This window comes from uncultured Leifsonia sp. (assembly GCF_945957465.1).
Lineage (GTDB): Bacteria > Actinomycetota > Actinomycetes > Actinomycetales > Microbacteriaceae > Leifsonia.
In genome coordinates this window covers 1-25275 of sequence record NZ_CAMFLC010000022.1, presented here as the reverse complement: position 1 = coordinate 25275, position 25275 = coordinate 1, and the positions used below count along the sequence as shown (strand labels likewise).

The following is a 25275-nucleotide window of genomic DNA, read 5'->3' as shown; positions in this document are numbered from 1 at the left end:
CGCAGCCGGGGGCGCCCCCAACAGACGGCCCACCGCACCGAACACCCCAGGCGCACCGACGCGCCGGGGCTCTTCAGAGAGGAAGAACATGACCCGCACGACGCGTACACGACGGGGCCTCCGGGCGCTCGTCGTGACGGTCGCGGCGCTGGGGATCGTGGCGGCCGCCGCCGTCCCCGCCGGCGCCACGCCGACACCAGAGCCGACAGCGACACCGACACCGACGGCCGCTCCGACCGGAACGCCGACGCCGACCGCGACGCCGGCCGAGACATCCGCACCGACCACGACGCCGTCCCCGACCACGACGCCGAGCGCGAAGCCGAGCACGAAGCCGACCAGCGCGCCGAAGTCGGCGACCGCCGCGGTGCCGACGCCCATCCCGCCGGCGGCCTCCACCGCCGACCCCTGGGCGCTCAAGCCGTACATGGGCTGGAGCAGCTACAGCATGCAGGTCTACACGGGCAACGGGAAGTGGATCACCGCCGACCAGCTCATCGCCCAGTCCGACGCCATGCACAAGACCCTGCAGAAGGCGGGCTACGACCGCATCAACGTCGACGCCGGCTGGAGCGACGGGGTGGACGCCAACGGCCGTCCGACCCCGAGCACCACGCTCTACCCGCAGGGGCTGAAGAAGGTCATCGACCACGTGCACGCCAACAAGCAGAAGTTCGGCGTGTACCTGATCCCCGGCATCGGCCCGGAGGTGTACCAGAAGGGCTACCCGATCGCGAACGCGCCGGGCTGCAACACCCACGACATCGTCAAGCAGCCGCTGCAGCAGGCCGACTACTGGAAGATCGGCTATGCGATCGACTTCTCGAACCCTTGCGCGCAGAAGTACATCGACTCCATCGCCGACCAGCTGGCCGCATGGGGCGTCGACTTCGTCAAGTTCGACAGCGTCACCCCCGGCTCCGGCATCAGCGACGGCTCGGTGGATGCGCGGGCCGACGTGGCCGCCTGGTCGCAGGCGCTGAAGAAGCACAAGATCTGGTTCGAGCTCTCGTGGGCGCTCGACATCAACAACGCCGACTACTGGAAGAAGTACGCCAACGGCTGGCGCGTGGAGTGGGACGTCGAGTGCTACTGCAGCGGAGAGGCGCTCACCGACTGGGACAACATCGCCCGGCTCTTCCCGCGAGCGGCCGACTGGTGGCGTTACGCCGGCCCCGGCGGCTGGAACGACTTCGACTCGCTCGACGTCGGAAACGGCAGGATGGACGGCCTCACGCCCGACGAGCGGCGCACCGCCACCACGCTGTGGGCGATCTCGGCCGCTCCGATGTACACCGGCAACGACCTGACCAAGCTCGACAAGCTGGGCGTCGACCTCCTCACCAACCCCGAGGTCGTCGGGGTCGACCAGGCCGGCGTGCCCGCACGGCCGGTCTCCTCCACCGCGAAGCAGCAGGTCTGGTACGCCCTCAACAAGGACGGCAGCTACACGGTCGCCCTGTTCAACCTGGGCCGCGCCGAGTCCGACATCACCGCGAAGTGGTCCGACATCGGGCTGACCGGTTCGGCGAGCGTCCGCGACCTGTGGGCCCGCAAGAACCTGGGGCGCGCAGACGGATCGTTCACCGCGTCCGACGTGCCGATCCACGGCGTCCGGTTGCTGAAGGTCACACCGGACAAGCGCGCGACGGTCACCGTGAACGACGACGCCCAGGGTGTCGTGTACGGCGGCGATTGGACCCGCAACGGCGGTGCCGAGGTCGCCTCGACCGCCCAGCCGCTCACCGTGAACGTGACCGACACCGGCACGCCGGCGCCGCCGGTCTCCACCGGTCCGACCCGTACGACGAGCGTCAACGACACCGATTCGGGCATCGCGTACTCCGGCCAGTGGGGCTACAGCAACGGGCGCGGGTTCGGCGACTACCAGGACGACGTGCACTACGCCGAGCACCCCGGCGACTCTTTCTCGTACACGTTCACCGGCACGGGAGTGTCGTACCTGACCGAGCTCGACTCCTCTGAGGGCGACGCGGACGTGTACATCGACGGGCAGTTCGTGAAGACGGTCAGCGCCAACATCCCGACCGCCTCGCACACCGCGCAGCAGACGGTGTTCACGACGAACGGCCTCACCGACGAGCAGCACACGCTGCGCGTGGTGATGAAGTCGGGCCAGTTCATGCTCCTCGACCGGCTCGACGTCATCCAGCCGAGCCTGATCGACCCGTCGAGCGTCTCGTTCGACACGAAGGCGCCGGCCCCGGCGACCTTCTCGGTGCTCCGCGACCCGGACGAGTTCACCGGCATCACCGCGAACGGCGCGACGCTGAAGAAGGGCACCGACTACACCGTGTCCGGCTCCACCGTCACCCTGCAGCCGTCGTACCTGAAGACGCTGCCGGTCGGGGCGAGCACGCTGAGCGTCGGCTTCCGCGGCGACCACCTCGACGACGTGCACGCCACGACCCAGGCGGGAGCCTCCGTGTCGTTCACGTTCACGGGCACGGGAGTCGACTGGCTCGCGCCGACCGGGCCCGACCAGGGCGTCGTCGACGTGTACGTGGACGGCAAGCTCGTCAAGCAGGTCGACACGCACAGCGACACCCGTCGCACCCAGCAGAAGGTGTACAGCGTCTCCGACCTCCGGAACGGCAAGCACACCATCATGGTGGTGAAGGAGTCGGGCGCCGTGATGCGCGCCGACGCCGTGCGCTACACCGTCCGCTGATCCACCGGGTGGGCCGGGAGGCATCCCGGCCCACCCCCTCAGAAAGGCCGCCGCATGTCCGGCTCCCCCTCCTCCACCGCCCTGCTCGGCACGGAACCCCTGCCGACACCCCACGACTACCAGGAGTACTGGGCGTCGGCGCTCGACGTGGCCCAGCGTCACCCGCTCGCGCTCCGCCGGGAGCCGGTGGATACCGGGCTCACGGCGGTGGACGTGTTCGACGTCTCGTTCGCCGGGGCCGACGGCCGCCGGGTGACCGGCTGGCTGCGGCTCCCCCGCCACCGCCCGGGCCGGCTGCCCGCGGTCGTGCACTTCAACGGCTACGGCGCCGGCCGGCTCGACCCGATCGACGACCTCACCTGGCCGGTCGCCGGCTTCGCCCAGCTCGTGATGAACACGCACGCGCAGGGCGGCGGCAGCACCGGGCACCTCCTCGACGGGATCGAGGACCCGTACCTCTTCTATTACCGCGGCGTCTTCGCGGATGCGGCGCGCGCCGTCGACGCCCTCCGCTCGCTCGACGAGGTGGACGGCGACCGGATCGCCGCCATCGGCAACAGCCAGGGCGGCGGCATCGCCCTGGGCGTCGGCGCCCTGCAGCCCGGTCTCGCCGCGGTGCTGGCCCAGGCGCCGTTCCTCACCGCCGCGCCGCTCGGCCTGCGGCTCGCGACGAACGGTCCCTGGCTGGAGCTCCGCACCTACCTGGAGGAGCATCCCGAGCGTGCCGACGCCGTCGCACGGACCCTCGCGTACGTGGACGGCGTCACCTCCGCGCGTCACGCCACGGCGCCCGGCTGGATCAGCGACGGCCTGGCCGACGACATCTGCCCGCCCGAGACGGCGCGCGCCGCCGCGGACGCCTACGCGGCCCCCGTGACACTCCGGGAGTGGCCGAGCGCCGGGCACGAGGCCGGAGCGACCGCCGACCGGCGCGGCGCGCTGGCGGTGCTGCGCGAGCGATTCGGCGTCGAACTCGGGCTCGGCTAGGCGCCGGCGCCCTGGGCGGTCAGCGTCCAGACCAGCGGCAGCACCATCCCCTCGGGGCCCTCGCCCGTCGTGACGAAATGGTCGACGTGCCGGTTGATCGATTCCTGCCAGCGCCGGTTGGCCGGGTCGTCGTCGAGGGCCAGCATCGCGGCGGCGAAATCGTCGCATTCGACCAGGTGGAACAGGTCGCGGCCGCTGCGCCAGATCTGCCAGTCCTGGATGCCCACGCGCTCGAACGAGCCGACCAGGTCGGCGGGGATGGCGGCGTGGGCCGCGTCGTACGCCGCCTCGTGGCCCTGGCGGAGAATCGAGTGAAGCGCGACGCGCATCCGGGCAGCTCCCTTGCTGGTCGTGGATTGAATTCCTATAGGAAATAGTAATAGGCTCGAACGCGGAATGCGAGCGAAAGGACCCTCGATGCGATTCATGCGGCTCGGCGAGCCCGGAGGCGAGATCCCGGCTGTCAGCGACGGCGATACGACGTGGGACCTCCGACCCCTGACCGCGGACATCGATGGCGCGTTCCTCGCCTCCGACGGCCTCGCCCGCGCCGCCGCAGCGGCCGCCGCCGGCGAGCTACCCGAGCTCGACACCGCAGGCCTCCGCATCGGCGCCCCCATCGCCCGGCCGCAGGCGGTCATCTGCATCGGGATGAACTATGCGGCGCACGCGCGCGAGTCCGGCGCAGAGCCGCCCTCCGACATCGTCGTCTTCTACAAGCACCCCAACACCGTGGTCGGGCCGTTCGACGACATCCTGCTGCCGCCGGGGTCGACGACGACCGACTGGGAGGTGGAGCTCGCCGCCGTGATCGGCACCCGCGCGCGCTACCTCGACTCCCCGGAGCAGGCGCTGCAGCACGTCGCCGGATTCGCCGTCGCCAACGACGTCTCCGAGCGCGAGTACCAGCTCCAGCGCTCCCTCGGCCAGTGGAGCAAAGGCAAGAGCTTCGAGACGTTCAACCCGCTCGGGCCGTGGCTGCTGCCGACCACCGAGGTGGGCGACGGCTCCGGGCTGGGCATCCGCTCGCGCGTCAACGGCGAGCCGCGGCAGGACTCCTCCACCGGCGACCTCATCTTCGACGTCGCCGAGATCGTCTACCGGCTCAGTCAGTTCACCGTGCTCGAGCCCGGCGACCTGATCAACACCGGGACGCCGGAGGGCGTCGGCCTTTCCGGCCGCTTCCCCTACCTGACGGCAGGAGATGTCGTCGAGGTCGAGATCGACGGGCTCGGGGCGCAGCGCTCCACTGTCCGCCCGGCCCTCTGACCCGACCCCGGATCACACACAACGCAAGGAGACAAGGATGTCGAACTTCGATGGCCTGGTCGCAGCCGTGACCGGCGGCGCGTCCGGGCTCGGCAAAGCGATCGCCGACGAGCTGGCCGCGCAGGGCGCCCGCGTGTTCGCGCTCGACCTGGCGCCCGACGCCGTAGCCGCGCCGCACACCGGGATCCGCTGCGACATCGGCGACGACGCCAGTGTGCGGGACGCGATCGCCGAAGTGGTCGCACAGGCCGGCCGATTGGACGTCGTCATCGCGAACGCGGGCATCGGCGCGCAGGGAGACATCGAGGCGAACAGCGACGACGAGTGGATGCGCGTGCTGAACGTGAACGTCATCGGCTCGGCCCGGACCGTCCGCCACGCGCTGCCGCACCTGCGCGAGTCGCCGTCGCCCGCCGTCGTGCTGACGAGTTCCATCGCCGCCTGGGCAGGGCTCCCCCAGCGGGTGCTGTACTCCGCCTCGAAGGGCGCGATCTCGGCCATGACTCTGGCGATCGCCGCCGACTGCCTGCCGCTCGGCATCCGCGTCAACGCGGTCGCGCCCGGCACCGCCGACACCCCGTGGGTGGGGCGCCTGCTCGACTCCGCGGCGGACCCGGAGGCCGAGCGCGCCGCGCTGGAGGCCCGGCAGCCGAGCGGGCGCCTGGTGCAGCCGCACGAGGTCGCCGAAGCCGTCGCCTACCTCGCCTCGCCCTCGTCGGGGTCGAGCAACGGCGTCATCCTGCCCGTCGACGGAGGGATGTACTCGCTGCGTCCGCGAAGGTGAGCGAGCGCCCGGTCGATCGTCGGTTGCGCGTCCCGCGGCACCGTCGGCGCGAATCGTGCGGGTCAGGGGAGGCGGTACGCGCGGACGGCGGAGCCGGCGAGGACCTCGTGACTCTCGGCGGGGCTCAGCGCCGCGATCAGTTCGCGGGCGACGGCGAACGTCTCCGCATACGGGGTCGCCAGTGTCGAGACCGGCCAGTCGCCGCCGTAGAGCATCCTCGACGGGCCGAATGCATCGAGCGCGCGGTCGACGTACGGCCGGAGCTCGACTGCCGTCGCCCGGCCGGACGGCCCGAGCGTGGTGAGGCCCGATAGCTTCACGAAGACGTTGGGCCGGCTCCCGAGCTCGTCGACGAGCCTCCCCCACTGGCCCGGCTCCGCCCCGACCGGCGGTGTTCCGAGGTGGTCCACCACGAGCCGCAGCCCGGGCAGCTCGTCCGCGACGGCGACCGCGTGCTCCAGGTGCAGGGGCAGCACCCCGATCACGTCGTAGGCGAGGCCGCGGGAGGCGAGCACCGCGAGCGAGCGTCGGACGGCCGGCTGGGCGAGCCAGTCCGGGTCCGCTTCATCGTGGATGAGGTGCCGGATGCCGACCAGCGGCCCGGCGGCGGCCCAGCGGTCGAGGGCGTCGCCGACCGCGGACGGATCCCGGAGGTCGACCCAGGCCACCACCCCGGCGACCATCGGCTGCCGCGCAGCGACATCGAACATCGCCCAGGAGTCCTCCGGCGTGCCCGCCGCCTGCACGAGCACCACCCGGTCCACGCCGGCGTCGCGCAGCTGCGGCTCGACCTCATCGAACGTGACCGTGCGGTTGATCGGCGCGACGGCGTCGCTCAGCCACGAGTACGTCCCGTGCTCGAGGTCCCAGAGGTGCAGGTGGGCGTCGACCGTCATGCGCCGGCCAGGTCGAAGCGGAGGAGCGTCGGCCCGGCGACGGACGGTTCCGGCAGCTCGACCGAAAGCGAGTCGCCGTCACGCGAGACCGCGATCGCCGAGCCGTCGGCGAGACGCGCGGTGCCGGCGTCGACGGCAGAGGAGACGCCGTCGAGACGCACCGCGCCCGCCGCGTCGACGAAGGCGTTCGCCACGTCGCCGGTCCGCGTCCAGCGCACCCACGGCTCGTCGGAGGCGGCGGCGACCGACGGGTCGAGCGGGCGCGAGCCGAACACGGCGTCCCCGTTGACCGCGTTCCAGGCCGCCAAATGTTCCAGCGTCCTGCGCTGCAGCTCGGGCACCGTGCCGCCCGCGGTCAGGCCGACGTTGAGCAGCAGGTTGCCGCCGCGGGAGACGATGTCGACGAACGACGCCACCGCGTCCGGTCCGCTGAGCAGGTGCCGCTCGTCCTCCTGCATGTTGTGACCGAACGAGTAGCCGATCCCGCGGCAGTTCTCCCAGACACCGCTGCCCTCGACGTTCGTGCCGTTCTGGTATTCGCTGGTGCGGAAGTCCCAGTGCGTCGTGCCCCAGCGGTCGTTCGAGACGCCGTCCGGCACGGTCTCGTAGAACTTGTCGAACAGCCGCTCCATGCTGAAGGGTCCGCTCGGCTTGCCCGCGTCGGGCCACTCGATGTCGCCCCACAGCACGTCGGGCCGGTACCGGTCGATCAGGTCGGAGACGTGCTCGTACGCGTACTCGGCGTAGGCGGCATCGACCGGCCGGCGGAATGCCTGCCCGTTGTCGGTGATCGGCTCGAGGTCGGCGAAGTGCCAGTCGAGGCCTCCCGAGTAGTAGACGCCGAAGCGGATGCCCGCCGCTCGCGCCGCGCGCTCGAAGTCGCCGACCAGGTCGCGGCGAGGCCCGCGGGCGACCGTGTTGCGGCCGCCGGTGCCGGGCGCATCCCACAGGGTAACCCCGTCATGGTGCTTGGTCGTCGGCACGAAGTAGCGGGCGCCAGTGCTCTTCACCAGGGCCATGAACGCGTCGGGGTCGAACTCGGCCGGGTCCCACTGGTCGAGGAAGTCGTCGTAGGGCGCACCCCCGTACACCTCGCGCTGGTGCTCGGCCGCCGGGCTGCCCGGGATGCGGATGGTGTTGTAGTACCACTCGGCGTAGGGGTTGTGCGCGAACCAGTACCTCGGGTCGATCGTGCCCAGCTCGCCGATCGGCTCGGCCCACGCCGGGACCGAGTACGGGCCCCAATGCACGAAGATGCCCAGCTTGGCGTCGGTGAACCATTCCGGCACCTCACGCTCGAAGCGGCGGTAGTTCGCCGGGCGGACGGGGTCGTCTGTGAACATGGCCACGCTGGGTCTCCTTCGTCGTCGAATGGATGCCGGCCGCGATTGTGGAATGCCGACCGCGTCCATATCCTATAGGCAATAGCATTCGTGCTCAATGACTCGAAGGAGAGCCTCGTGACCACCACGCTCGACGCACCACCCGCCTCGTTCGTCCGACCCACCGACTTCCGCCTGCCGGGCGGCGAGTGGTTCATCGGAGCCGGCTTCGGACTGTTCGTGCACTGGGACCACGCCAGCCAGCAGGGCATCGAGATCTCCTGGCCGCTGGTGGGCCGTTCCATCATCCCCGGTTCCGACGGTGTCGAGGACACCGTCACGGTCGAGGAGTACCAGTCGACCGCAGCGACTTTCGACCCCGTGGAGTGGGACGCCGTCTCGCTAGCCCGCCTGGCCAAGCGCGCCGGCGCCCGCTACGTCGTCTTCACGGCCCGCCACCACGCCGGCTACGCCATGTTCCACACCGAGCACTCCGACTTCGGGATCGAGCACTCGCCCTTCGGCCGCGACATCACGCGGGAGTTCGTCGAGGCGATCCGCGCGGAGGGCATCCGCGTCGGCATCTACTACAGCCTCCCGGACTGGAACCACCCCGACTACCCGGCCTTCCGGATGGAGGACCGCCCGTACGCACTGGAACACTGGCCGGCAGCCGGCGACCCGGCGAATGCGGGGACTCCAATGGCGGACGACCGGCACCGCCGCCCGACCCCGGAGCAGTGGCAGCGCTACCAGCAGTACCTGCGGGGCCAGCTCACCGAGCTTCTGACGGACTACGGCACCATCGACCTGCTCTGGTTCGACGGTGAGTGGGAGCGGTCCGAGGAGGAGTGGGACAGCGCGGGCCTCCGGAGCCTGATCAAGTCGCTCCAGCCCGACGTCGTGATCAACGACCGCCTGCTTGGCCAGGGCGACTACAAGACACCGGAGCAGGGCTTCCCCGTCACCGCGCCCGAGGGGCCGTGGGAGCTCTGCATGACGATCGGCCAGATGTGGGCCTGGCGGCCCGGCGACACGAAGAGCAAGAGCACGACCTCGCTCATCACCACGCTGATCGAGGTCGCAAGCCGCGGCGGCAACCTCCTGCTCAACATCGGCCCGAAGGGCGACGGCAGCCTGAACGAGTCGCAGGTGCGCACGCTGGGGGAGATCGGAGCGTGGATGGACGTGCACGCCGAGAGTGTCGTCGGCGTGTCCCCCACCGTCGGCGTCGACTACTACGGTCCGTCGACGGCCCGGCCGGGCACGCTGTACCTGCACCTGGTCGCGCGCCCGATCGAGCAGGTCGTGGTCCGCGGCATCCCGGTCGGCCGGGTGTCCGGCGTGCGGCTGCTGGCGACCGGCGGCCAGCTGCCGTACGAGGTGAACCTGGAGGTGCACGAGCAGCCGGCGCCCGGCGTCGACCCGCTCGGCGAGCTGCGCATCCCGGCTCCACGCCCGTCCGGAGCGCCGATCGACGTGATCGCGATCGATTTCGCTTGACCCCGGCGGACTCTCCGCCCTAAGCTCACCGCAGAGCCTATATCGTAGACCCTATAGGATCTGCATCACCCGAACAGCGTGAATCCAATGGAGGAGGCACAGCACGTGACAGCACGAAGCAAGAGCAGGGCGATCCGGATCGGAACCGCCGTCGTGATCGCGGGAGCCCTCACCGCCCTGGCCGGTTGTGCCGGCGGGAGCGGGGGCGACGCCAAGGGCGGCCCGATCAGCATGTACACCTGGGTCAGCAGTCAGAGCGACCGCGACCAGTGGCAGTCGTTCATCGACCTCGGCAAGAAGGTCGATCCGAGCCTCGACGTCACCATCGAGGGACCGAGCTTCAACGACTACTGGACCAAGGTCAAGACCCGGCTCAGCGGCTCCAACCCGCCGTGCCTGCTGACCACGCAGGCCGCACGGGCCCAGGAGCTGTCCGGGCTGCTCATGCCGCTCGACGACCTGATCAAGAAGTACAAGCTCGACACCTCCGCCTTCGACGCCTCGATGCTCAAGGGCATGACGGTCGACGGCACGATCCGGGCCATCCCCTACGACGCCGAGCCGATCGTCCTCTACTACAACGCGGACAACTTCGCGAAGGCGGGGCTTCAGGCGCCGAGCACCAGCTACAGCCGGGAGCAGTTCCTCGCCGACGCGAAGAAGCTGACCACCGGCGACCACAAGGCGCTCGCCATCTCTCCCGGCTTCTTCATCCCGAACGCCTGGGCGATCGCCGACGGCGCGGAGGCGGTGAAGGGCTCGAAGCTCGACCTGACCAACTCCAAGCTGGTCGACCAGGTGCAGTCGTACTTCGATCTGGTGAGCAAGGAGGGCATCGCGAAGGCTCCGGAAGCGGCCGACGGCTCCGACGCTTCGCAGTCGGCGTTCACCAGCGGCGCCGTCGACATGCTGATCGAGGGCCCGTGGATGTACGGCACCTTCGCCCAGGCGGCCAAATTCAAGATGGGCGTCACGATCGTCCCGAGCACCTCGGGCGAGGCGCACGGCATGACCGCCGGCTCCGGCTTCGGCATCGCGAAGAACTGCAAGGACCCGGACGGCGCGTTCAAGGCGATCGTCGCCATGACCGACACCAGCGTCCTCAAGGCGCAGGCCGAGAAGCGCGGGATCGTGCCCTCACGGGCCGACGCGCAGTCGGCCTGGGCGGAGGGCAAGTCCCCCGAGGCGTACGCAGCGGTGCAGGCCCTGCTGAAGAACGCCACAGCGCAGCTCACTACCCCCACCTGGAACCAAGTGGAGACCCTCTTCACCCAGTACGGCGTCGAAGGATACCGGGGTGACAAGACCGCGAAGGACGTGCTGAGCACGATCCAGAGCTCGGTGGAGCGGTAGGGCATGACCTCCCCACTGTTCACGGGCGCCGTCGTCTCGGAGGAGACGGCGGCGCCCGCCGCGCCTGCGACCCGCCCGTTCGGCGTGCCGCACCCGACCCCGCCGCGTCGCGGCCGCAAGCGCCGCGGCGACGGCTGGACCGCCCTCGCCTACCTCTGGCCCGGTCTCGCCGGGTTCGTCTTCTTCATCGTGGTGCCGCTGATCGGCTCGCTGGTCATCAGCCTGTTCGAGTGGCCGCTGTTCGGCGCACCCACCTTCCTCGGCCTCGCCAACTACCAGAAGCTGTTCAGCGACCCCACCTTCTACACCGTGCTCCTCAACACGGTGATCTTCGCCTTCGTCTACACGGCGCTCAACCTGGTCCTCGCCCTGGCCGTCTCGCTCTGGCTGAACACCCGGATCAAGTTCGCGGGCTTCTGGCGGGTCGTCTTCTTCCTGCCGGCGATCACGCCGATGGTGGCGAACGCCCTCGTCTGGCGCCTGCTGCTGAGCGACGACGGACTCGTCAACTCGGCTCTCGCCGGCATCGGCATCAACGGCCCGAGCTGGCTCTCCGACTCCCGGTTCGCGCTGGCGTCGGTGATCGCGATGTCGGTGTGGCAGTCGTTCGGCTACAACGTGATCGTGCTCTCGGCAGGCCTCGGCGGCATCCCCAAGGAGATCCTCGAGGCGTCGCGGATGGACGGCACGAACGCCTGGCAGCGGATGCGTTCGATCATCCTGCCGATGATCTCCCCCTCGCTGTTCTTCACCATGACGATGACGATGATCGGCGCCTTCCAGGTCTTCGTGCAGCCGCAGATCCTGACCCAGGGGGGTCCTGGCGAGGCGACGAACACCTTCGTGCTGTACCTGTACCGCAACGGCTTCGTCTTCGACCGTCTCGGCTACGCGTCGGCGCTGGGGTGGATGCTGTTCATCGTCGTCATGCTCATCACCGCGCTGCAGTTCGCCGGCCAGAAGAGGTGGGTCAACTATGACAAGTGACACGCTCACCCGCGGCCGCCGCCGGCTGCGCCCCGCCCAGCGCGCGGTCGTCGCCAAGACCTGGCTGAACACGCTGGTCATGGCGGCGGTGGCGCTCGTGTTCACCTTCCCGTTCATCTGGATGTTCTTTTCGGCCCTCAAACCCGAGTCCGAGGTGTTCTCGCCGAAGCCGTCCTTCATCGGCTCCGAGGTGAAGTGGTCGAACTTCGTCGACGCCTGGACGCTGGTGCCGTTCGGCCGCTTCATCTTCAACGGGTTCTTCGTCTCGATCTGCGGGGCGCTGCTGTCGGTGATCGTGGCGGTGCTCTCCGCCTATGCGTTCTCGCGGCTGCGGTTCAGGTACCGCGACCGGCTGTTCCTGCTCTACGTGCTGACGCTGGTGCTCCCGCAGGAGGTGCTGGTCGTCCCGCTGTTCATCATGATGAACCAGCTCGGTCTGGTCGACACCTACGCGGCGCTGATCATCCCGTTCGCCTTCACCGCGTTCGGCACGTTCCTGCTGCGGCAGTTCTTCCTCACCATCCCGATCGAGTTCGAGGAGGCCGCGCTCATCGACGGAGCCTCCCGCTTCCGGACGCTGTGGTCGGTGCTGCTCCCGCAGCTCACCGCCCCGATCTCGGTGCTCGGCGTCTTCTCGTTCGTCGGCTACTACAACTCCTACCTGTGGCCGCTCATCATCATCAACAGCCAGGAGCTGGCGACCGTGCCGCTCGGCCTCTCCATGTTCACCGGCGAGCACGGCACCCAGTGGAGCCTGATGATGGCCGCCTCGACCATCGCGATCGTCCCGTCGCTGATCATCGTCGCCGTGCTGCAGCGCCAGCTCATCAAGGGAGTCGCCCTCGGCGGCTTCGGCGGACGCTGACCCGTGCCGACACCAGAAGGAAGAACCATGACCCTCGCCCCTCCCGTCTTCCGCACCTCCGTCGACGGCACGATCGTCAGCGCGGAGGCCTGGCTCAGCGACCTGGAGGTGGAGACCGTCCGCACGGATGCGGTGCAGTCGTTCCTCAAGCAGGAGACGATCTTCGTCCGCATCCGGACCGCGGGCGGCGTCGACGGCATCGGCTACAGCTATACGATCGGCACCGGTGGCGGCGCTGTGCTGAGCCTGCTGCGCGAGACGCTGCTCGACGTGCTCGTCGGACTGGATGCGAACCGTCCCGAGGACGTCTGGCGCGCCCTGTTCTCGTCCACCCGGGCGACGACGGTCGGGCTGATCACCTCGCTCGCCCTCGCGGCGGTCGACACGGCCGTGTGGGACGCACGGTGCAAGGCCGCCGGACTCCCGCTCTGGGCGGTCGCCGGCGGCGCGCAGCCGAGCATCCCCCTCTACGACACAGAGGGCGGCTGGCTGCACTTCGGCACGGATGAGCTCGTCGCGCAGGCGCTCGAGTCGCAGGCCAAGGGCCTCGGCGGCGTGAAGATCAAGGTCGGCAAGCCGCGCGCCCACGAGGACTACGACCGGCTGCTGGCCGTGCGGGAGGCCGTCGGCGACAGGATGGACATCATGGTCGATGCCAACCAGTCCATGACCGCCGCCGAGGCGATCCGCCGCGCCGCGCTGTTCGAGAAGCTGGACATCTTCTGGTTCGAGGAGCCGCTCCCCGCCGAAGACGTCGCCGGCCATCGGCGGGTCGCGGAGTCCACCAGCGTGCCGGTCGCGGTCGGCGAGTCGATCTACTCCGTCGGGCACTTCCGCGAGTACCTGCAGTCGGGCGCCGCCTCCATCGTCCAGGTGGACGTCGCCCGGGTCGGCGGGATCACCCCGTGGCTGAAGGTCGCGCACCTCGCCGAGGCCTTCAACGTCGCGGTCGCGCCGCACTTCCTGATGGAGCTGCACGTGTCGCTGTGCTGTGCGGTTCCGAACGCGCTCTACCTGGAGCACATCCCCCAGCTGCGCGCGGTGACGCGCTCGGAGCTGGCGATCCGCGACGGGCGCGCGCTCGCGCCCTCGACTCCCGGGCTCGGCATCGAGTGGGACCTGGACGCCGTCGACGCTCTGCGAGTGGCCTGATGCTGCGCACCTCCCGGCCGTTCGGACGCGGCGGGCTCACCGTCGGACCGATCGGCTACGGCGCTGCCGCGCTCGGCAACCTCTACGCCGCACGGCCGGAGGACGTCTGGCCGCGGATCGTCCCGGCGGCGTGGCAGGCGGGCATCCGGTACTTCGACACCGCCCCGCATTACGGTGTCGGCCTCTCGGAGGAGCGGCTCGGCGCGGGCCTGCGCGACCTGCCCCGCGACGAGTACGTGCTGTCCACGAAGGTCGGCCGCGTGATCGAGCCGAACCCGGAGTACCGACCCGGCGAGACCGACATCGCGAACCTGTTCGACGTGCCGGCCACGCGCCGCCGACGGAGGGACTACTCCCGCGACGGCGTGCTGCGCTCGGTCGAGGACTCCCTGGCGCGGATCCGTGTCGACCGGATCGACGTGCTGTTCGTGCACGACCCCGACGAGTTCGAGCGGGAGGCGCTCGAGGGCGCGTTCCCCGCCCTGGAGGAGCTGCGCTCGCAGGGCGTCATCCGCTCCTACGGCGCCGGCATGAACCAGACCGGGATGCTGACCCGCTTCATCCGCGAGACCGACCTCGACATCGTGATGTGCGCCAACCGGTACACGCTGCTCGACCCGTCCGCCGAGCTCGAGCTGCTCCCCGCGGCGCAGGAGCGCGGGGTCTCGGTCGCCGTCGCCGCCGTCTTCGCCTCCGGCATCCTCGCCACGGAGCGGCCGCGCGCCGGGGCCACGTTCGAGTACAGCGCGGCGCCGGCGGAGCTGGTCGCGCGCGTCGAGCGGATCGCCGACGTCGCGGAGCGCCACGGCACGACCGTCCCGGAGCTCGCGGTGCAGTTCCCGCTCCGCCACCCCGCCGTGTCCACCGTGGTGCTCGGTGCGGACGCGCCGGAGCAGATCGAGCGCAACGCCGCCCTGGCCGACGCCCCGGTGCCCGAGGCGGTCTGGGAGGAGCTGCGGGCGGAGGGGCTGCTGGCGTGAGGATCCTGCATCCTCTATCCTCTCGGAACCGCTACGGCAGACCTAGGATGTGCACATGACGATCCAATCGGGGGAACACTTCCTGCCGGCCCGCCGGGCGCTGGCCGACGACGTGTACGACGCGGTGCTCGGCCTGCTGATGGACCAGGTGATCGAGCCGGGCAGCCGGGCGAGCATCGACGGCATCGCGCGGCAGCTCAACGTCTCACCCACTCCGGTGCGGGAGGCCCTCGCGCGCCTGGAGTCGGAGGGGCTCGTCGTCAAGAAGGCGCTCAAGGGGTACACCGCCGCTCCGCTGCTCGACAGCGACGGCCTCCGCCAGCTCTTCGAGATGCGGCGGCTGCTGGAGCCGTACGCCGCCCGCAACGCCGCGGGCGAACTCGACGCCGAGGCGCTGAAGCAGCTGGAGGGGCTGGTCGAGGCGATGCACCGCAGCGGCCAGGCGGCGCACACCGGCGACGACCGCTTCAAGGACTACAAGGACTTCGCCAACCAGGACGCCGAGTTCCACCGGCTGATCGCCGAGCACTCGGGCAACGCCCTGCTGGCGGACGCGATCGGGCGCCTGCGCTCGCACATGCACCAGTACCGCATCTACTTCCAGCACGGCGTGGTGGAGGAGACCTCCGGCGAGCACGAGGCGGTGCTGGAGGCCCTGCGCAGCGGCAAGCCGGCGACCGCCGAGAAGGCCATGCTCGACCACATCACCAAGTCGTACGCGCGCATCTCGGCCAGCCTGGCGCAGGCCGAACAGGCGGGCTGACCGCTACGCAGCCCGATTCCCCGTGCGGCGCCGGGCTTTCGTATTGCACAAAATGGCGCTATATCCAATAGGATATTGGTTAGCCGACGGAAGGACAACGGAGTGAGCATCGTCACCGGCTTCGAGACCCTGGACGTGCGATTCGAGACGTCGGCGATGCTCGACGGCTCCGACGCCATGAACCCCGACCCCGACTACTCCGCGGCCTACCTCCGGGTCACCACGGATGCCGGAGACGGCCTCGAAGGGCACGCGTTCGTCTTCACGATCGGGCGCGGGAACGACGTCCAGGTCGCCGCCATCGACGCCGTCGCGCACCGAGTGGTCGGCCGCGACGTGGAGGCGGTGCTCGACGACCTCGGCGGCTTCTGGCGCGAGTTCGTCCACGACTCGCAGCTCCGCTGGCTCGGCCCGGAGAAGGGCGTCATGCACATGGCCATCGGCGCCGTCGTGAACGCGTTCTGGGACCTCAAGGCCAAGCGCGCCGGGCTCCCGCTCTGGCAGCTGCTCTCGCGCATGAGCCCCGAGGAGCTCGTGTCGCTCGTCGACTTCCGGTACCTCACGGACGCCCTCACGCCCGACGAGGCACTGGAGCTCCTCCGCGCCGCCGAGCCGGGCCGCACGCAGCGGGAGGCCGAGCTGCTGGCCGCCGGCTATCCCGGGTACACCACGACGCCCGGCTGGCTGGGGTACTCGGACGACAAGCTGCGCCGCCTCGCCCGCGAGGCCGTGGACGAGGGCTTCACCCAGATCAAGCTGAAGGTGGGCGACCGGCTGGAGGACGACCTCCGCCGCCTGGGGATCGCCCGCGAGACCGTCGGCCCGGACATCCGCATCGCCATCGACGCCAACCAGCGCTGGGACCGGGACCAGGCGATCGAGTGGATCCGGGCCCTCGCCCCCTTCGACCTGGCGTGGGTCGAGGAGCCGACCAGCCCGGACGACGTGCTCGCGCACGCGGCCATCGCGCGGGCTGCGGCCCCGATCCGCATCGCGACCGGCGAGCACGGCATGAGCCGCGTGCTGTTCAAGCAGCTGCTGCAGGCCGAGGCAGCCTCCGTCGTCCAGATCGACTCCACGCGCGTCGCCGGCGTGAACGAGAACGTCGCCATCCTGCTGCTCGCGGCGAAGTTCGGCGTGCCCGTCTGCCCACACGCGGGAGGCGTCGGGCTGTGCGAGGCCGTGCAGCACTTCTCGATGTTCGACTTCGTCGCCGTCTCGGGCAGCATGGACGACCGGCTGATCGAGTACACGACCCACCTGCACGAGCACTTCGTCGCCCCCGCGGTCGTCGAGGGCGGACGCTACCGCGCACCCCTCACCCCGGGAACGGGGATGGAGATGCTCGCCTCCTCCCTCCACGAGCACACCGTGGACGCCGCCCTTCTGGCTTGACCGGAATCACGCGCCCTGTGCGCCGCGAGCGGCTCCGACGGCAAGTAATGGGGGGTCTCATCCCCTAAGCTCCGGAGCATGAGGGATGTCATCCTGGTCTCCGGCGGCGCTGCAGTCACCCCGTTCACCACGCCGGAGCGGGCGGCCCGGCAGGGTCTCGCGGCGGGCAACACCATGACGGCGCTCCGCTCGCGCCTCCTGGCGGCGGGAGCACGGACGTTCACCGCGCCCGCGCGTGTCGGCGCTGGAAGCGTGACCGAGGACACCGGCTGGGAGGGGTTCGGCGACGTCCCGTTCGAGCTGCCCGCAGAACTGACGATCAATGCCGTCGGGACTCTGGCAGACGCCGGCGCGTCCCTTCACGCCTTCCTCGCCCATCTGGCGGCCGAGTACGAGCTGACGGAGGCGGTGCTCGTCGGCCACTCCATGGGCGGCCTCTTCTCACGAGCCGCGATCGCCCACAGCAGGACGCACGGCTCCCCGGTCGCCATCCGCGGGCTGGTCACTCTCGGCACGCCCTGGACCGGCTCCCTTCTGGGCGACCACCTCGCGGGCTCCATCACGCTGGAGGACGCCCACAGCGACCCCTTCACCGAGCGGATCCTGACCGAATCCGTGCGGTTCGCGAACGAGAACTCGCAGGGCGCCGCCGAGCAGGTCAGCGCGCCCTATCTCACCGGCCCGACGGGCTGGAACGCCGCCCAGGCCGGCGTGCTGGACGACATCCCCGTCACGCTCATCGCCGGCGACTACTTCGCGTCCTACGACACCCCGGACACGTTGTGGCCGCACGACGGGCTCGTCGCCCGCACGAGCGCTTCGGCCGCCGGGGTGGAGCCGCCCGTGCTGAATCCTCCGCACCGCGCGGTGTTCCCCGACGTGCACAGCATCTTCTTCGCCGATGCCGTCGGCCTGCCGTGGGAACGGGCCCTCACGTGGGATCCGGACGTCGCGGACATCGTCGTCGACGCCGTCCGGGACTAGGTCGATGGTCCGGCCACAGCTCGTCGCGACGTCCGGCGGCGTGGTCGAGGTCCTTCAGGTGCCCGGGGAACGGCCCCCTGTGCTGTTCTTCCCCGGCGGCCATTCCCGGGCGGAGACGGATTGCGGTTGGAGCCTGTACGCCGAGCTGGGGCACGGGGTGCTCTCGTTCTCGCGCCCGGGCTACGGCCGCACCCGGGTCGGCCGGCTCGGCGCCGCCGAGTTCGCGCCGCTGGTCGGCGAGGTGTGCGCGCGGCTGGGGCTCTCGAGCGTCGCGGCCGTGGTCGGGGTGTCGTTCGGGGGCCTTCAGGCAGTGCAGATCGCCGCGGCTCAGCAGCCGATCACGCGGCGGCTGGTCCTGCACAGCTGCGCTCCGTCGACGCTCCCGTACCCCGACCGACGGGCAGAGGCGGTCCTGGGCCCCGTGGTGTTCTCCCCACTCCTTCAGGGCCTGGTGTGGTGGGCGATCCGTGGAGCGGTGCGATCGGATGAGGGGCTGCGGGCGATGATGGCGCCGCTGTCGAACCTGCCGGCCGGCCAATGGTGGGAGGCGATGAGTCCGGCAGACAGGGACACTGCTCGTGCCCTGTTCCGGTCTATGCGCTCCGATTCCGGGTTCAGCAACGACCTGCGCCAGGGCCGTCCTGCCGACGGCGGGATGAGGCTCGACGCGATGTCCCGCGTTTCGTGCCCCACCCTGGTCACGGCCTCGCGGCACGACGGCGGGGTGTCGTTCGCGCACGCGGAGGATTTCGCCCGCGTCATCCCCGACGCCGGACTCGTGGAGCTCGATTCCCCGACCCACCTGTTCTGGATCGGCCCGCAGCGGGAACGGCTCCTGTCCCTCCTCTGCTCCTTCATCGGCGACTGAACCGCGACGGCCGACGGGTGGGCATCCCGGTGGCCCAGCGCTCACGGGACTTTCGGCCCGGGCGACAGGCCGCCCCGCTTGCAAGTCTTGATCGTCGGGCGAGCGCCTGGCGGGCGAGCGAGGGAGACGAGTTGGAGCAGCAGGCTCAGGTCGACGTGATCGCGGAGGTCATCAGCGCGCCGGTGTCGGGAGCGCCGTCCGGTCGGGAGGGAGACACCGACGGTGAGCTGCGAAGGCTGTACGCCCAGTCTTGGCTGAATGCGGGTTTCACCGACCCTCGCGAGGTGGCCGCCTGGATCGCCAAGGGCGTCCACCACGCGGGTGTCGCCGCCGACGCCTACCGCGCGGGGTTCCGCCCCGAAGACCCGTGGGTGGAGCGCTCGGACGCCTGCCTGGTCCCGCTCCGGCAGGAGCCGCTCACCGCCCCGGGCTGGTTCGCCGTCCGTGCCAATCGCGCCCGAGCCCGACGCGAATGGCGCGCCCAGGAGGCCGGCCGCCGGCGCGCGGAGAAGCTGTTCGACGAGCAGATGCGCCAGCTGGCGTGGCTGACCCGCTCGCTCGATTTCGATGCCGGATTCGGGGCAATCGCCCTCGAACTCATCGGCCGATCCGACGTCCCCGTGATCGAGGCCGACGTCCTCCGCGGCTACGACGAGTACGCCGACGCGCTCGTTCTGCTGCGCGAGCGGCTGGCGTCGGACCTCTCCGACGGATCCGTCATCCAGGGCGAGCTCTCCCGCTGGCACGGCATCGGCCAGGTCATCGGCCGCCACCTCCACGTGTGCGACGGGCCCATCCGCCGCACGATCGAGGCGCAGCTCGCGGCTGACCAGGCATGGCTGGATGGGATGCGGCAGGGCCGGGGGTAACAAGCGCCCCCTTAACGCGAAAGCCCCCGGATCCCTTACGAGAAGTGGGATCCGGGGGCCTTGCGATGGCGGTACCGGTGGGATTTGAACCCACGGTGGGCTTTCACCCACACAACTTTTCGAGAGTTGCACCTTCGGCCGCTCGGACACGGTACCGCAGGCGAGTTTACTGGAAGGTCGGCGCGGTCGCCAATCGAGCGGGTGGCGCTCGCGGGTGATCCGCAGCCCGGTCCCGGACCGCGGGGTACGCTGCCGGGATGGGCATCCCGAAACCGGCCGTATGGGTGGGCGGCGCGCTCGCCGTGGCGGTGGCGACGACGGCTGGGGTGCGTGCCGCGCTCGCCCAGCATCAGGCGCGGCTCGCAGCCGGTCGCGAGCGCATCAATCAGACGCTTCCCGTCCATTCGGCGTGGTGGCGGGAGCATGCCCAAACCGAGGGCGAGATCCTCTACGTCGCGATCGGCGACAGCGCCGCGCAGGGCATCGGCGCCTCCGTGCCGCGCAACAGTTACGTGGGCATCATCGCCGACCACATCCGGTCCGCGACCGGGCGAAGCGTGCGGGTCGTCAACCTGTCGGTGTCGGGGGCCACGGTGGCGCTGGCGGTCGCCGACCAGCTTCCGCGGTTCGCCGGGTACGAGCCCGACCTGGTCACGGTGTCCATCGGGGCGAACGACATCGCCGACTTCGACGCAGGCCGGTTCCGGGAGGGCATCCGGCGGGTGCTCGACGCCCTGCCCTCCGATGCCATCGTCGCCGACCTGCCCTACTTCTACTTCCCGGCCAACGAGCGCAAGGTCGCCGTCGCGAACAGGATCCTCCGCGAGGAGGCCGCCGCCCGCGGGCTGACGGTGGTGGCGCTCCACGAGGCCATGCGGCGGGAGGGGATCCGGGGGGCGATCACGCAGTTCGCCGAGGACTGGTTCCATCCCAACGACCACGGCTACCGTGTCTGGGCGTCGGCCTTCCTTCCTGCGGTGCTCGAGCAGGCGACGGCCAAGTTCCCGCGCCGGCCTCCCGTCGACGCGTGACCGCGCCTCGGCGTCAGGATTTCTCGGCCGGAGCGAGATGCGCGAGCACCGTGCCCCACGTCTGGGCGACCACCAAGTGCCCCGCGCCCGGCACCGTCTCCATCCGGGCGTCGGGGATGGCCTTCTGATACCAGGCCGCGTGCGGCTGCCCGGCGATCGGATCGGCCTGGCCGGCGATGATGAGCGTCTTCGCCTGGACGTCCTTCGGATCGAAGCCCCAGGGCCGAGCGGTGTAGCTCAGGATGTCGCCCGCCACACCGACAGGACCCTGACGGAACGCGTCGATCAGCATCCGGCCGAGGCGGTCGTGGAGGCCGCGACGGCGGAGCGCCGCCTCGTCCACCGGTCCCGCACCCAGCAGGTCGAGGGGCACCGCGCCCTCCCCGTCGGCGGCGAGGACGGCATCCGCCTGGCCCTGCAGCATCCCGGAGAGCCGGCTCAGCGCGGCGTCGGCCGGCTGCGTGCCGAGCTCGTCGGAGAGCTTCTGCAGCTCCGGCGGGATCCACGGCACCTGCTCGTTGGGCGCCGGGGTCGCGATCACCGCGACCCGATCGACGAGGTCGGGATGGCGTGCCGCCACGGCCAACGCCACCCGGCCGCCGGCGGACCAGCCGGCGATACCGATCTTGGGAGGCCGCACGACGCCGATCGGAGCCTCGAAACGCTTCATGTCGCGCACGTACTCGGCGATGTCGTCCGCAGCCCGCGCGATGCTGGGCCACGTCCCGAACGGCCACGGGTCGCTCGAGCCGTACCCCGGACGGTCGAGCGCGACGATGTGGACGCCGCGGTCGGCCGACTCATCCGGGTCGGGGTCGAACACGGAGGAGCCGGGCGCCGGATGACAGAACACGACGACGCGCTCCGCAGCCGCGTCGCCCAGGGTGGTCACGCCGACACGCCGGCCAGAACGAAGAGTGAAGGTCAGGTTGGCCATGCCGCCATTGTGCTCCGCACCTGCGACACGGAGAACCCCGTGTCGCGCACGCCGCCAACGGAGGACCTTCGCGCCGACACGCCGCTCCACCGCAGCGAACGGAGGGGCGTCGCGGCGTTGCCGCTCCGATCTCCTCCCTGAGCGACGGCCGCTCCCGGCGCCGCGCGCCGCGACCCGACGCTCCGCCCGGCAGCCAGGCAGGCAGGCAGCCACCGGAGGATATTCGCCGTCGTTCCCGGCCAGCATCCTCCGTTACCTGGCCACGCGCGGCGCGTCGCCCCGAATCTCCTCCGTTACCGACAACGGACGCCCCGCCTCAGAACGCCGCGTCGAGCTCCCGCTCGCGCTCGCTCGCTGCCGACGTGAACGCGACGCGCAGCGCCTCGCGCACGGTGGCGCTGCGGTCGTCGATGCGGGTGGCGAACCCGAGCCGGGCCGCCTCGGTGGTGCGCTGCTTGCCGCTCGTGACCGGCCGGATCTCGCCGGCGAGGCTGATCTCGCCGAAGGCGGCGAGCGTGTGCGGGATGGCGCGGTCGGTCGCCGCGGAGGCGACCGCGAGAGCGATGGCGAGGTCGGCGCCCGGCTCGGCGAGGCGTACCCCGCCGACGGTCGAGACGTACACGTCCTTGTCGCCGAGCCGGATTCCGGCTCGGCGCTCGAGAACGGCCAGCAGCATCGCCACACGCGACGCGTCGACGCCGTTGGTCACGCGGCGCGGGTTGGGGGCCGTGGTCGCGACGACGAGTGCCTGCACCTCCACGGGCAACGGGCGGCGCCCCTCCATCGCCACCGTGACGCACGTGCCGGAGACGGGAGTGGCGGTGCGGCTGAGGAAGAGCCCGCTGGGGTCCGGGACCTCCGCGATGCCGTCGCCGGCCATCTCGAAGCAGCCGACCTCGTCGGTCGGGCCGAACCGGTTCTTCAGCGCCCGCACGAACCGCAGCGCCGTCTGGCGGTCGCCCTCGAACTGGCACACGACGTCGACCAGATGCTCGAGCAGCCGCGGACCGGCGATCGAGCCGTCTTTGGTGACGTGCCCGACGATCAGCACCGGGAGGTCGCGCTCCTTGGCCACGCGGATGAGCGTGCTCGCCACCGCGCGCACCTGGCTCGGGCCTCCCGCGATGCCCTCGGCCGAGCCGCTCGACACGGTCTGCACGGAGTCGACGATCACCAGGGACGGCCGCACGGCATCGATCTGCCCGACGATGGTCGCCAGATCGGTCTCGGAGGCGAGGAAGAGCTGATCGTGCAGGGCGCCCGTGCGCTCGGCCCGCATGCGCACCTGGCTCACCGACTCCTCGGCGCTCACGTAGAGCACCGGCCGGCCCTCGCGGGCGGCACGGGACGCGACCTCCAGCAGCAGGGTCGACTTGCCCACCCCCGGCTCGCCGCTCAGCAGGATGGCGGCGCCCGGCACGATCCCGCCGCCGAGCACCCGGTCGAACTCGCCGATGCCGCTCGGCCGCCGTTGCGTGGACTCGACACCGATCTCGGTGATCGACCGCGCGGCCCGTTCGGCCGTGACGGTCACCGGCGCCAGCGAGCGCAGCACGCCCGTGCGTGCCGCGGCCTCCGCCACCGTGCCCCACTCCTGGCACTCGCCGCAGCGCCCGACCCACTTGACCGTCGTCCAGCCGCACTCCGTGCAGCGGTACGTCACAGCGGCTTTCGCCACGGCACCTCCTCGGTCGAGTTCACCGCCTCGGCCGGTTGGACGGGCTGGTGCGTCCCACACTACGGGCGGCCACCGTCACTCGCCGGAGGATCGCGGAACTCGTGCACAACCCCGTCGAAGCCGAGCTGTGGAGGAGCCGGCGACCACGATGGACGTCACTGCAGGATGAACTGCTTCGTCGTCGCCGAGGTGATCCCGGCGACCGACACCTGCAGGTGGTACGACGCGCCTCCCGCCGGCACCTGCGCGCGCTGAGCCTGGCAGGTGGCCGGGTCCGACCGGGTGCGGTCCCACGTGATCGGCGCCTGCGACGAGATGGTCTTGCCCGGCTGCAACAGCACCTGGGCGTCGACCTTGGAGGCCTGGCAGTCCGTCGACTTCCAGTAGACCTCCGAGCCGCTGGTGATCGTGAACACCTGCTGCGACGTCCCCGCGTCGATGACGCACGCGGACGAGCCGGTGTTCGTCAAGGCGACCGACAGCTGCGGAAGCTGGCCCGCCGCGTACTGCGCTGCGTCGGTGACGGCCTCCACCTTGACGTCGGCCGGCTTGCACTCCTGCCCGCTCGCTGTCGCGCTGGTGGTGGGGATGCTGGTCGCCGCCGCCGGTTTCGGAGTGGAGGAGGAGGTGCTGACGGGGGACTTCGCGGGCTCGCCGCTGGACGAACCCGGGCGCACGACGATGAGCACGATCACGACGACGACGGCGACGAGGCCGAGCAAGACGATGAGCCTGCGGCGCCAATAGACGCTGCTCGGCTGCGGGCCGACAGGGTGCTTGAACGTCGACATGCCCGAAGAGTAGCGCCAGGGTGCGACACGCCGACGCAGGCGCGCTCAGAGGTGCTTCAACATGCGCGTGTTTCCCAGGGTGTTGGGCTTCACGCGCGCGAGATCGAGGAACTCGGCGACACCTTCGTCGGTGGAGCGGACCAGCTCGGCGTAGAGAGCGGGGTCGACGGTCTCTGTGCCCATGTCTTCGAAGCCGTTGCGCTCGAAGAAGGCGACCTCGAACGTGAGGCAGAACAGCCGGCTCAGCCCGAGCTCGCGCGCATCCCCCTCCAGCCGGGCGAGGAGGGCGCGGCCGACGCCTCGGCCGAGCCACGGGTCGGCGACGGCGAGCGTGCGCACCTCGGCCAGGTCGCTCCACATCACGTGGAGGGCGCCGCAGCCGATCAGCTCCCCTTCCGCCGTCTCGGCGACGCGGAACTCCTGCACCGACTCGTAGAACGTCACGGCCTCCTTGCCGAGCAGGATGCGCTGCTGCACGAGCGGCTCCACGAGCTTCTGGATGCCGGGAACGTCACTCGTACGCGCCCTCCGAACCACATACGCGCTGCCCTCGCCACTCACCCTCCAACCCTAAAGGAAACCGCCGAGTACGCAGATTCTCTGCGTACTCGGCGGTTTTGAACGGATTATGCGCGTACTCGGCGGCCGCTGAGCTCAGTCGTTCGCGGCCAGGTCCGGCGTGGCCGGGCCGGTGCCGATCGCGGCGGCGGCGTTCACGCCCGCGCCGACCGACTCCTGTCGGGCGCTCGTGGTGAACACGAACTCGCCGTTCTGGAAGTCGACGTGCACGTGGTCGCCCGCGTTCAGCTCGCCATGGAGGATCTTCTCGCTCAGACGGTCCTCGATCTCGTGCTGCACCGCGCGGCGCAGCGGCCGCGCGCCGAGCGTCGGGTCGAAGCCGACCTCGATCAGCCGCTCCTTGGCGGGCAGCTCGAGCTCGATCGTCATGTCGCGGTCGAGCAGCCGGTCCGACAGGCGCTTGATGAACAGATCAACGATCTGCAGCAGCTCCTGCTTGTTCAGCTGCGGGAACACGATGATCTCGTCGACGCGGTTGAGGAACTCCGGCTTGAAGTTCTTCTTGAGCTCCTCGTAGACCTTGCCGCGCATCCGGTCGTAGCCGGTGGTCGGGTCGCCCTCGATCTGGAAGCCGACGGGGCCGCCGGAGA

General features: G+C 70.6%; 23 protein-coding genes, 1 tRNA gene and 1 pseudogene. 16 read left to right on the top strand and 9 right to left on the bottom strand.

The window, feature by feature from the left end; translation table 11 throughout:
* The first annotated feature begins 88 nt into the window (after positions 1-88).
* Both Q0Q23_RS11295 and Q0Q23_RS11290 read left to right on the top strand, forming a co-directional pair.
* Positions 89-2692, top strand: coding sequence for a X2-like carbohydrate binding domain-containing protein (locus tag Q0Q23_RS11295; protein WP_295123401.1), 2604 nt, complete (start codon positions 89-91; stop codon positions 2690-2692).
* Positions 2693-2746: 54 nt separating this feature from the next.
* A complete protein-coding gene (locus Q0Q23_RS11290) occupies positions 2747-3679 on the top strand; it encodes an acetylxylan esterase (RefSeq protein ID WP_295123398.1) in 933 nt (310 codons plus the stop codon).
* On the opposite strand, the gene Q0Q23_RS11285 is transcribed toward Q0Q23_RS11290, so the two are convergent.
* Positions 3676-4008: an L-rhamnose mutarotase gene (locus tag Q0Q23_RS11285; protein WP_295123395.1), complete on the bottom strand. Its 333-nt coding sequence runs from the start codon at positions 4006-4008 to the stop codon at positions 3676-3678. The two genes, Q0Q23_RS11290 and Q0Q23_RS11285, sit on opposite strands and share 4 nt — an antisense overlap.
* 88 nt (positions 4009-4096) lie before the next feature.
* Between Q0Q23_RS11285 and Q0Q23_RS11280 the strand changes: the two genes are divergently transcribed.
* Together Q0Q23_RS11280 and Q0Q23_RS11275 are read left to right on the top strand one after the other, a co-directional pair.
* A complete protein-coding gene (locus Q0Q23_RS11280; protein ID WP_295123392.1) occupies positions 4097-4948 on the top strand; it encodes a fumarylacetoacetate hydrolase family protein in 852 nt (283 codons plus the stop codon).
* A 37-nt stretch (positions 4949-4985) separates the two neighbouring features.
* Positions 4986-5732, top strand: a complete 747-nt coding sequence (locus tag Q0Q23_RS11275; protein WP_295123389.1) for an SDR family NAD(P)-dependent oxidoreductase — start codon at positions 4986-4988, stop codon at positions 5730-5732.
* Between the two features lie 62 nt (positions 5733-5794).
* Here the strand turns inward: Q0Q23_RS11275 and Q0Q23_RS11270 are convergent, their stop codons facing one another.
* Together Q0Q23_RS11270 and Q0Q23_RS11265 are read right to left on the bottom strand one after the other, a co-directional pair.
* Positions 5795-6628 carry an amidohydrolase gene (locus Q0Q23_RS11270; protein ID WP_295123386.1) on the bottom strand — a complete coding sequence of 278 codons (834 nt, stop codon included), beginning with the start codon at positions 6626-6628 and terminating at the stop codon, positions 5795-5797.
* Positions 6625-7971 carry an alpha-L-fucosidase gene (locus tag Q0Q23_RS11265; RefSeq protein ID WP_295123505.1) on the bottom strand — a complete coding sequence of 449 codons (1347 nt, stop codon included), beginning with the start codon at positions 7969-7971 and terminating at the stop codon, positions 6625-6627. The genes Q0Q23_RS11270 and Q0Q23_RS11265 overlap by 4 nt, the downstream gene beginning before the upstream one ends.
* A gap of 117 nt (positions 7972-8088) precedes the next feature.
* Here Q0Q23_RS11265 and Q0Q23_RS11260 point away from each other — a divergent pair, with 117 nt between their 5' ends.
* The 11 genes from Q0Q23_RS11260 to Q0Q23_RS11210 all read left to right on the top strand — a co-directional run bounded on the left by Q0Q23_RS11260 (position 8089) and on the right by Q0Q23_RS11210 (position 19669).
* Positions 8089-9453 (top strand): alpha-L-fucosidase, encoded by a 1365-nt coding sequence (locus Q0Q23_RS11260; RefSeq protein ID WP_295123383.1) that lies wholly within the window; start codon positions 8089-8091, stop codon positions 9451-9453.
* Between the two features lie 105 nt (positions 9454-9558).
* Positions 9559-10806 (top strand): ABC transporter substrate-binding protein, encoded by a 1248-nt coding sequence (locus tag Q0Q23_RS11255; protein WP_295123380.1) that lies wholly within the window; start codon positions 9559-9561, stop codon positions 10804-10806.
* Between the two features lie 3 nt (positions 10807-10809).
* Positions 10810-11793 carry a carbohydrate ABC transporter permease gene (locus Q0Q23_RS11250; RefSeq protein WP_295123377.1) on the top strand — a complete coding sequence of 328 codons (984 nt, stop codon included), beginning with the start codon at positions 10810-10812 and terminating at the stop codon, positions 11791-11793.
* Positions 11783-12658 carry a carbohydrate ABC transporter permease gene (locus tag Q0Q23_RS11245; RefSeq protein WP_295123374.1) on the top strand — a complete coding sequence of 292 codons (876 nt, stop codon included), beginning with the start codon at positions 11783-11785 and terminating at the stop codon, positions 12656-12658. Before Q0Q23_RS11250 ends, Q0Q23_RS11245 begins: the two co-directional genes overlap by 11 nt.
* Before the next feature lie 27 nt (positions 12659-12685).
* The gene (locus tag Q0Q23_RS11240; RefSeq protein ID WP_295123371.1) at positions 12686-13810 is read left to right on the top strand and encodes a mandelate racemase/muconate lactonizing enzyme family protein; all 1125 of its coding nucleotides are present in this window, start codon (positions 12686-12688) and stop codon (positions 13808-13810) included.
* Positions 13810-14790, top strand: coding sequence for an aldo/keto reductase (locus Q0Q23_RS11235; protein WP_295123368.1), 981 nt, complete (start codon positions 13810-13812; stop codon positions 14788-14790). The genes Q0Q23_RS11240 and Q0Q23_RS11235 overlap by 1 nt, the downstream gene beginning before the upstream one ends.
* A 55-nt stretch (positions 14791-14845) precedes the next feature.
* Positions 14846-15553 (top strand): GntR family transcriptional regulator, encoded by a 708-nt coding sequence (locus Q0Q23_RS11230; RefSeq protein ID WP_295123365.1) that lies wholly within the window; start codon positions 14846-14848, stop codon positions 15551-15553.
* Between the two features lie 102 nt (positions 15554-15655).
* Positions 15656-16948, top strand: a complete 1293-nt coding sequence (locus Q0Q23_RS11225; RefSeq protein ID WP_295123362.1) for an enolase C-terminal domain-like protein — start codon at positions 15656-15658, stop codon at positions 16946-16948.
* Positions 16949-17026: 78 nt separating this feature from the next.
* A complete protein-coding gene (locus Q0Q23_RS11220; RefSeq protein WP_295123359.1) occupies positions 17027-17932 on the top strand; it encodes an alpha/beta hydrolase in 906 nt (301 codons plus the stop codon).
* 4 nt (positions 17933-17936) lie between these two features.
* Positions 17937-18800: an alpha/beta fold hydrolase gene (locus Q0Q23_RS11215; RefSeq protein ID WP_295123356.1), complete on the top strand. Its 864-nt coding sequence runs from the start codon at positions 17937-17939 to the stop codon at positions 18798-18800.
* 131 nt (positions 18801-18931) lie between these two features.
* Positions 18932-19669, top strand: a complete 738-nt coding sequence (locus tag Q0Q23_RS11210) for a hypothetical protein (RefSeq protein ID WP_295123353.1) — start codon at positions 18932-18934, stop codon at positions 19667-19669.
* Positions 19670-19735: 66 nt separating this feature from the next.
* On the opposite strand, the gene Q0Q23_RS11205 is transcribed toward Q0Q23_RS11210, so the two are convergent.
* Positions 19736-19825, bottom strand: a tRNA-Ser gene (locus tag Q0Q23_RS11205).
* Between the two features lie 101 nt (positions 19826-19926).
* Between Q0Q23_RS11205 and Q0Q23_RS11200 the strand changes: the two genes are divergently transcribed.
* Positions 19927-20700 (top strand): SGNH/GDSL hydrolase family protein, encoded by a 774-nt coding sequence (locus Q0Q23_RS11200; RefSeq protein ID WP_295123350.1) that lies wholly within the window; start codon positions 19927-19929, stop codon positions 20698-20700.
* 13 nt (positions 20701-20713) lie between these two features.
* Here the strand turns inward: Q0Q23_RS11200 and Q0Q23_RS11195 are convergent, their stop codons facing one another.
* The 5 genes and pseudogenes from Q0Q23_RS11195 to Q0Q23_RS11175 form a co-directional block, all read right to left on the bottom strand.
* Entirely contained in the window at positions 20714-21637 is a 924-nt protein-coding gene (locus tag Q0Q23_RS11195) for an alpha/beta fold hydrolase (RefSeq protein WP_295123347.1), read from the bottom strand.
* Between the two features lie 316 nt (positions 21638-21953).
* Positions 21954-23315 carry a DNA repair protein RadA gene (gene radA, locus Q0Q23_RS11190; protein WP_295123344.1) on the bottom strand — a complete coding sequence of 454 codons (1362 nt, stop codon included), beginning with the start codon at positions 23313-23315 and terminating at the stop codon, positions 21954-21956.
* Positions 23316-23470: 155 nt separating this feature from the next.
* Positions 23471-24106 carry a hypothetical protein gene (locus tag Q0Q23_RS11185; RefSeq protein ID WP_295123341.1) on the bottom strand — a complete coding sequence of 212 codons (636 nt, stop codon included), beginning with the start codon at positions 24104-24106 and terminating at the stop codon, positions 23471-23473.
* 45 nt (positions 24107-24151) lie between these two features.
* Entirely contained in the window at positions 24152-24667 is a 516-nt protein-coding gene (locus Q0Q23_RS11180) for an amino-acid N-acetyltransferase (protein ID WP_295123338.1), read from the bottom strand.
* A gap of 93 nt (positions 24668-24760) precedes the next feature.
* Positions 24761-25275 (bottom strand): annotated as a pseudogene (locus Q0Q23_RS11175) (NDP-hexose 4-ketoreductase); the annotation flags it as partial.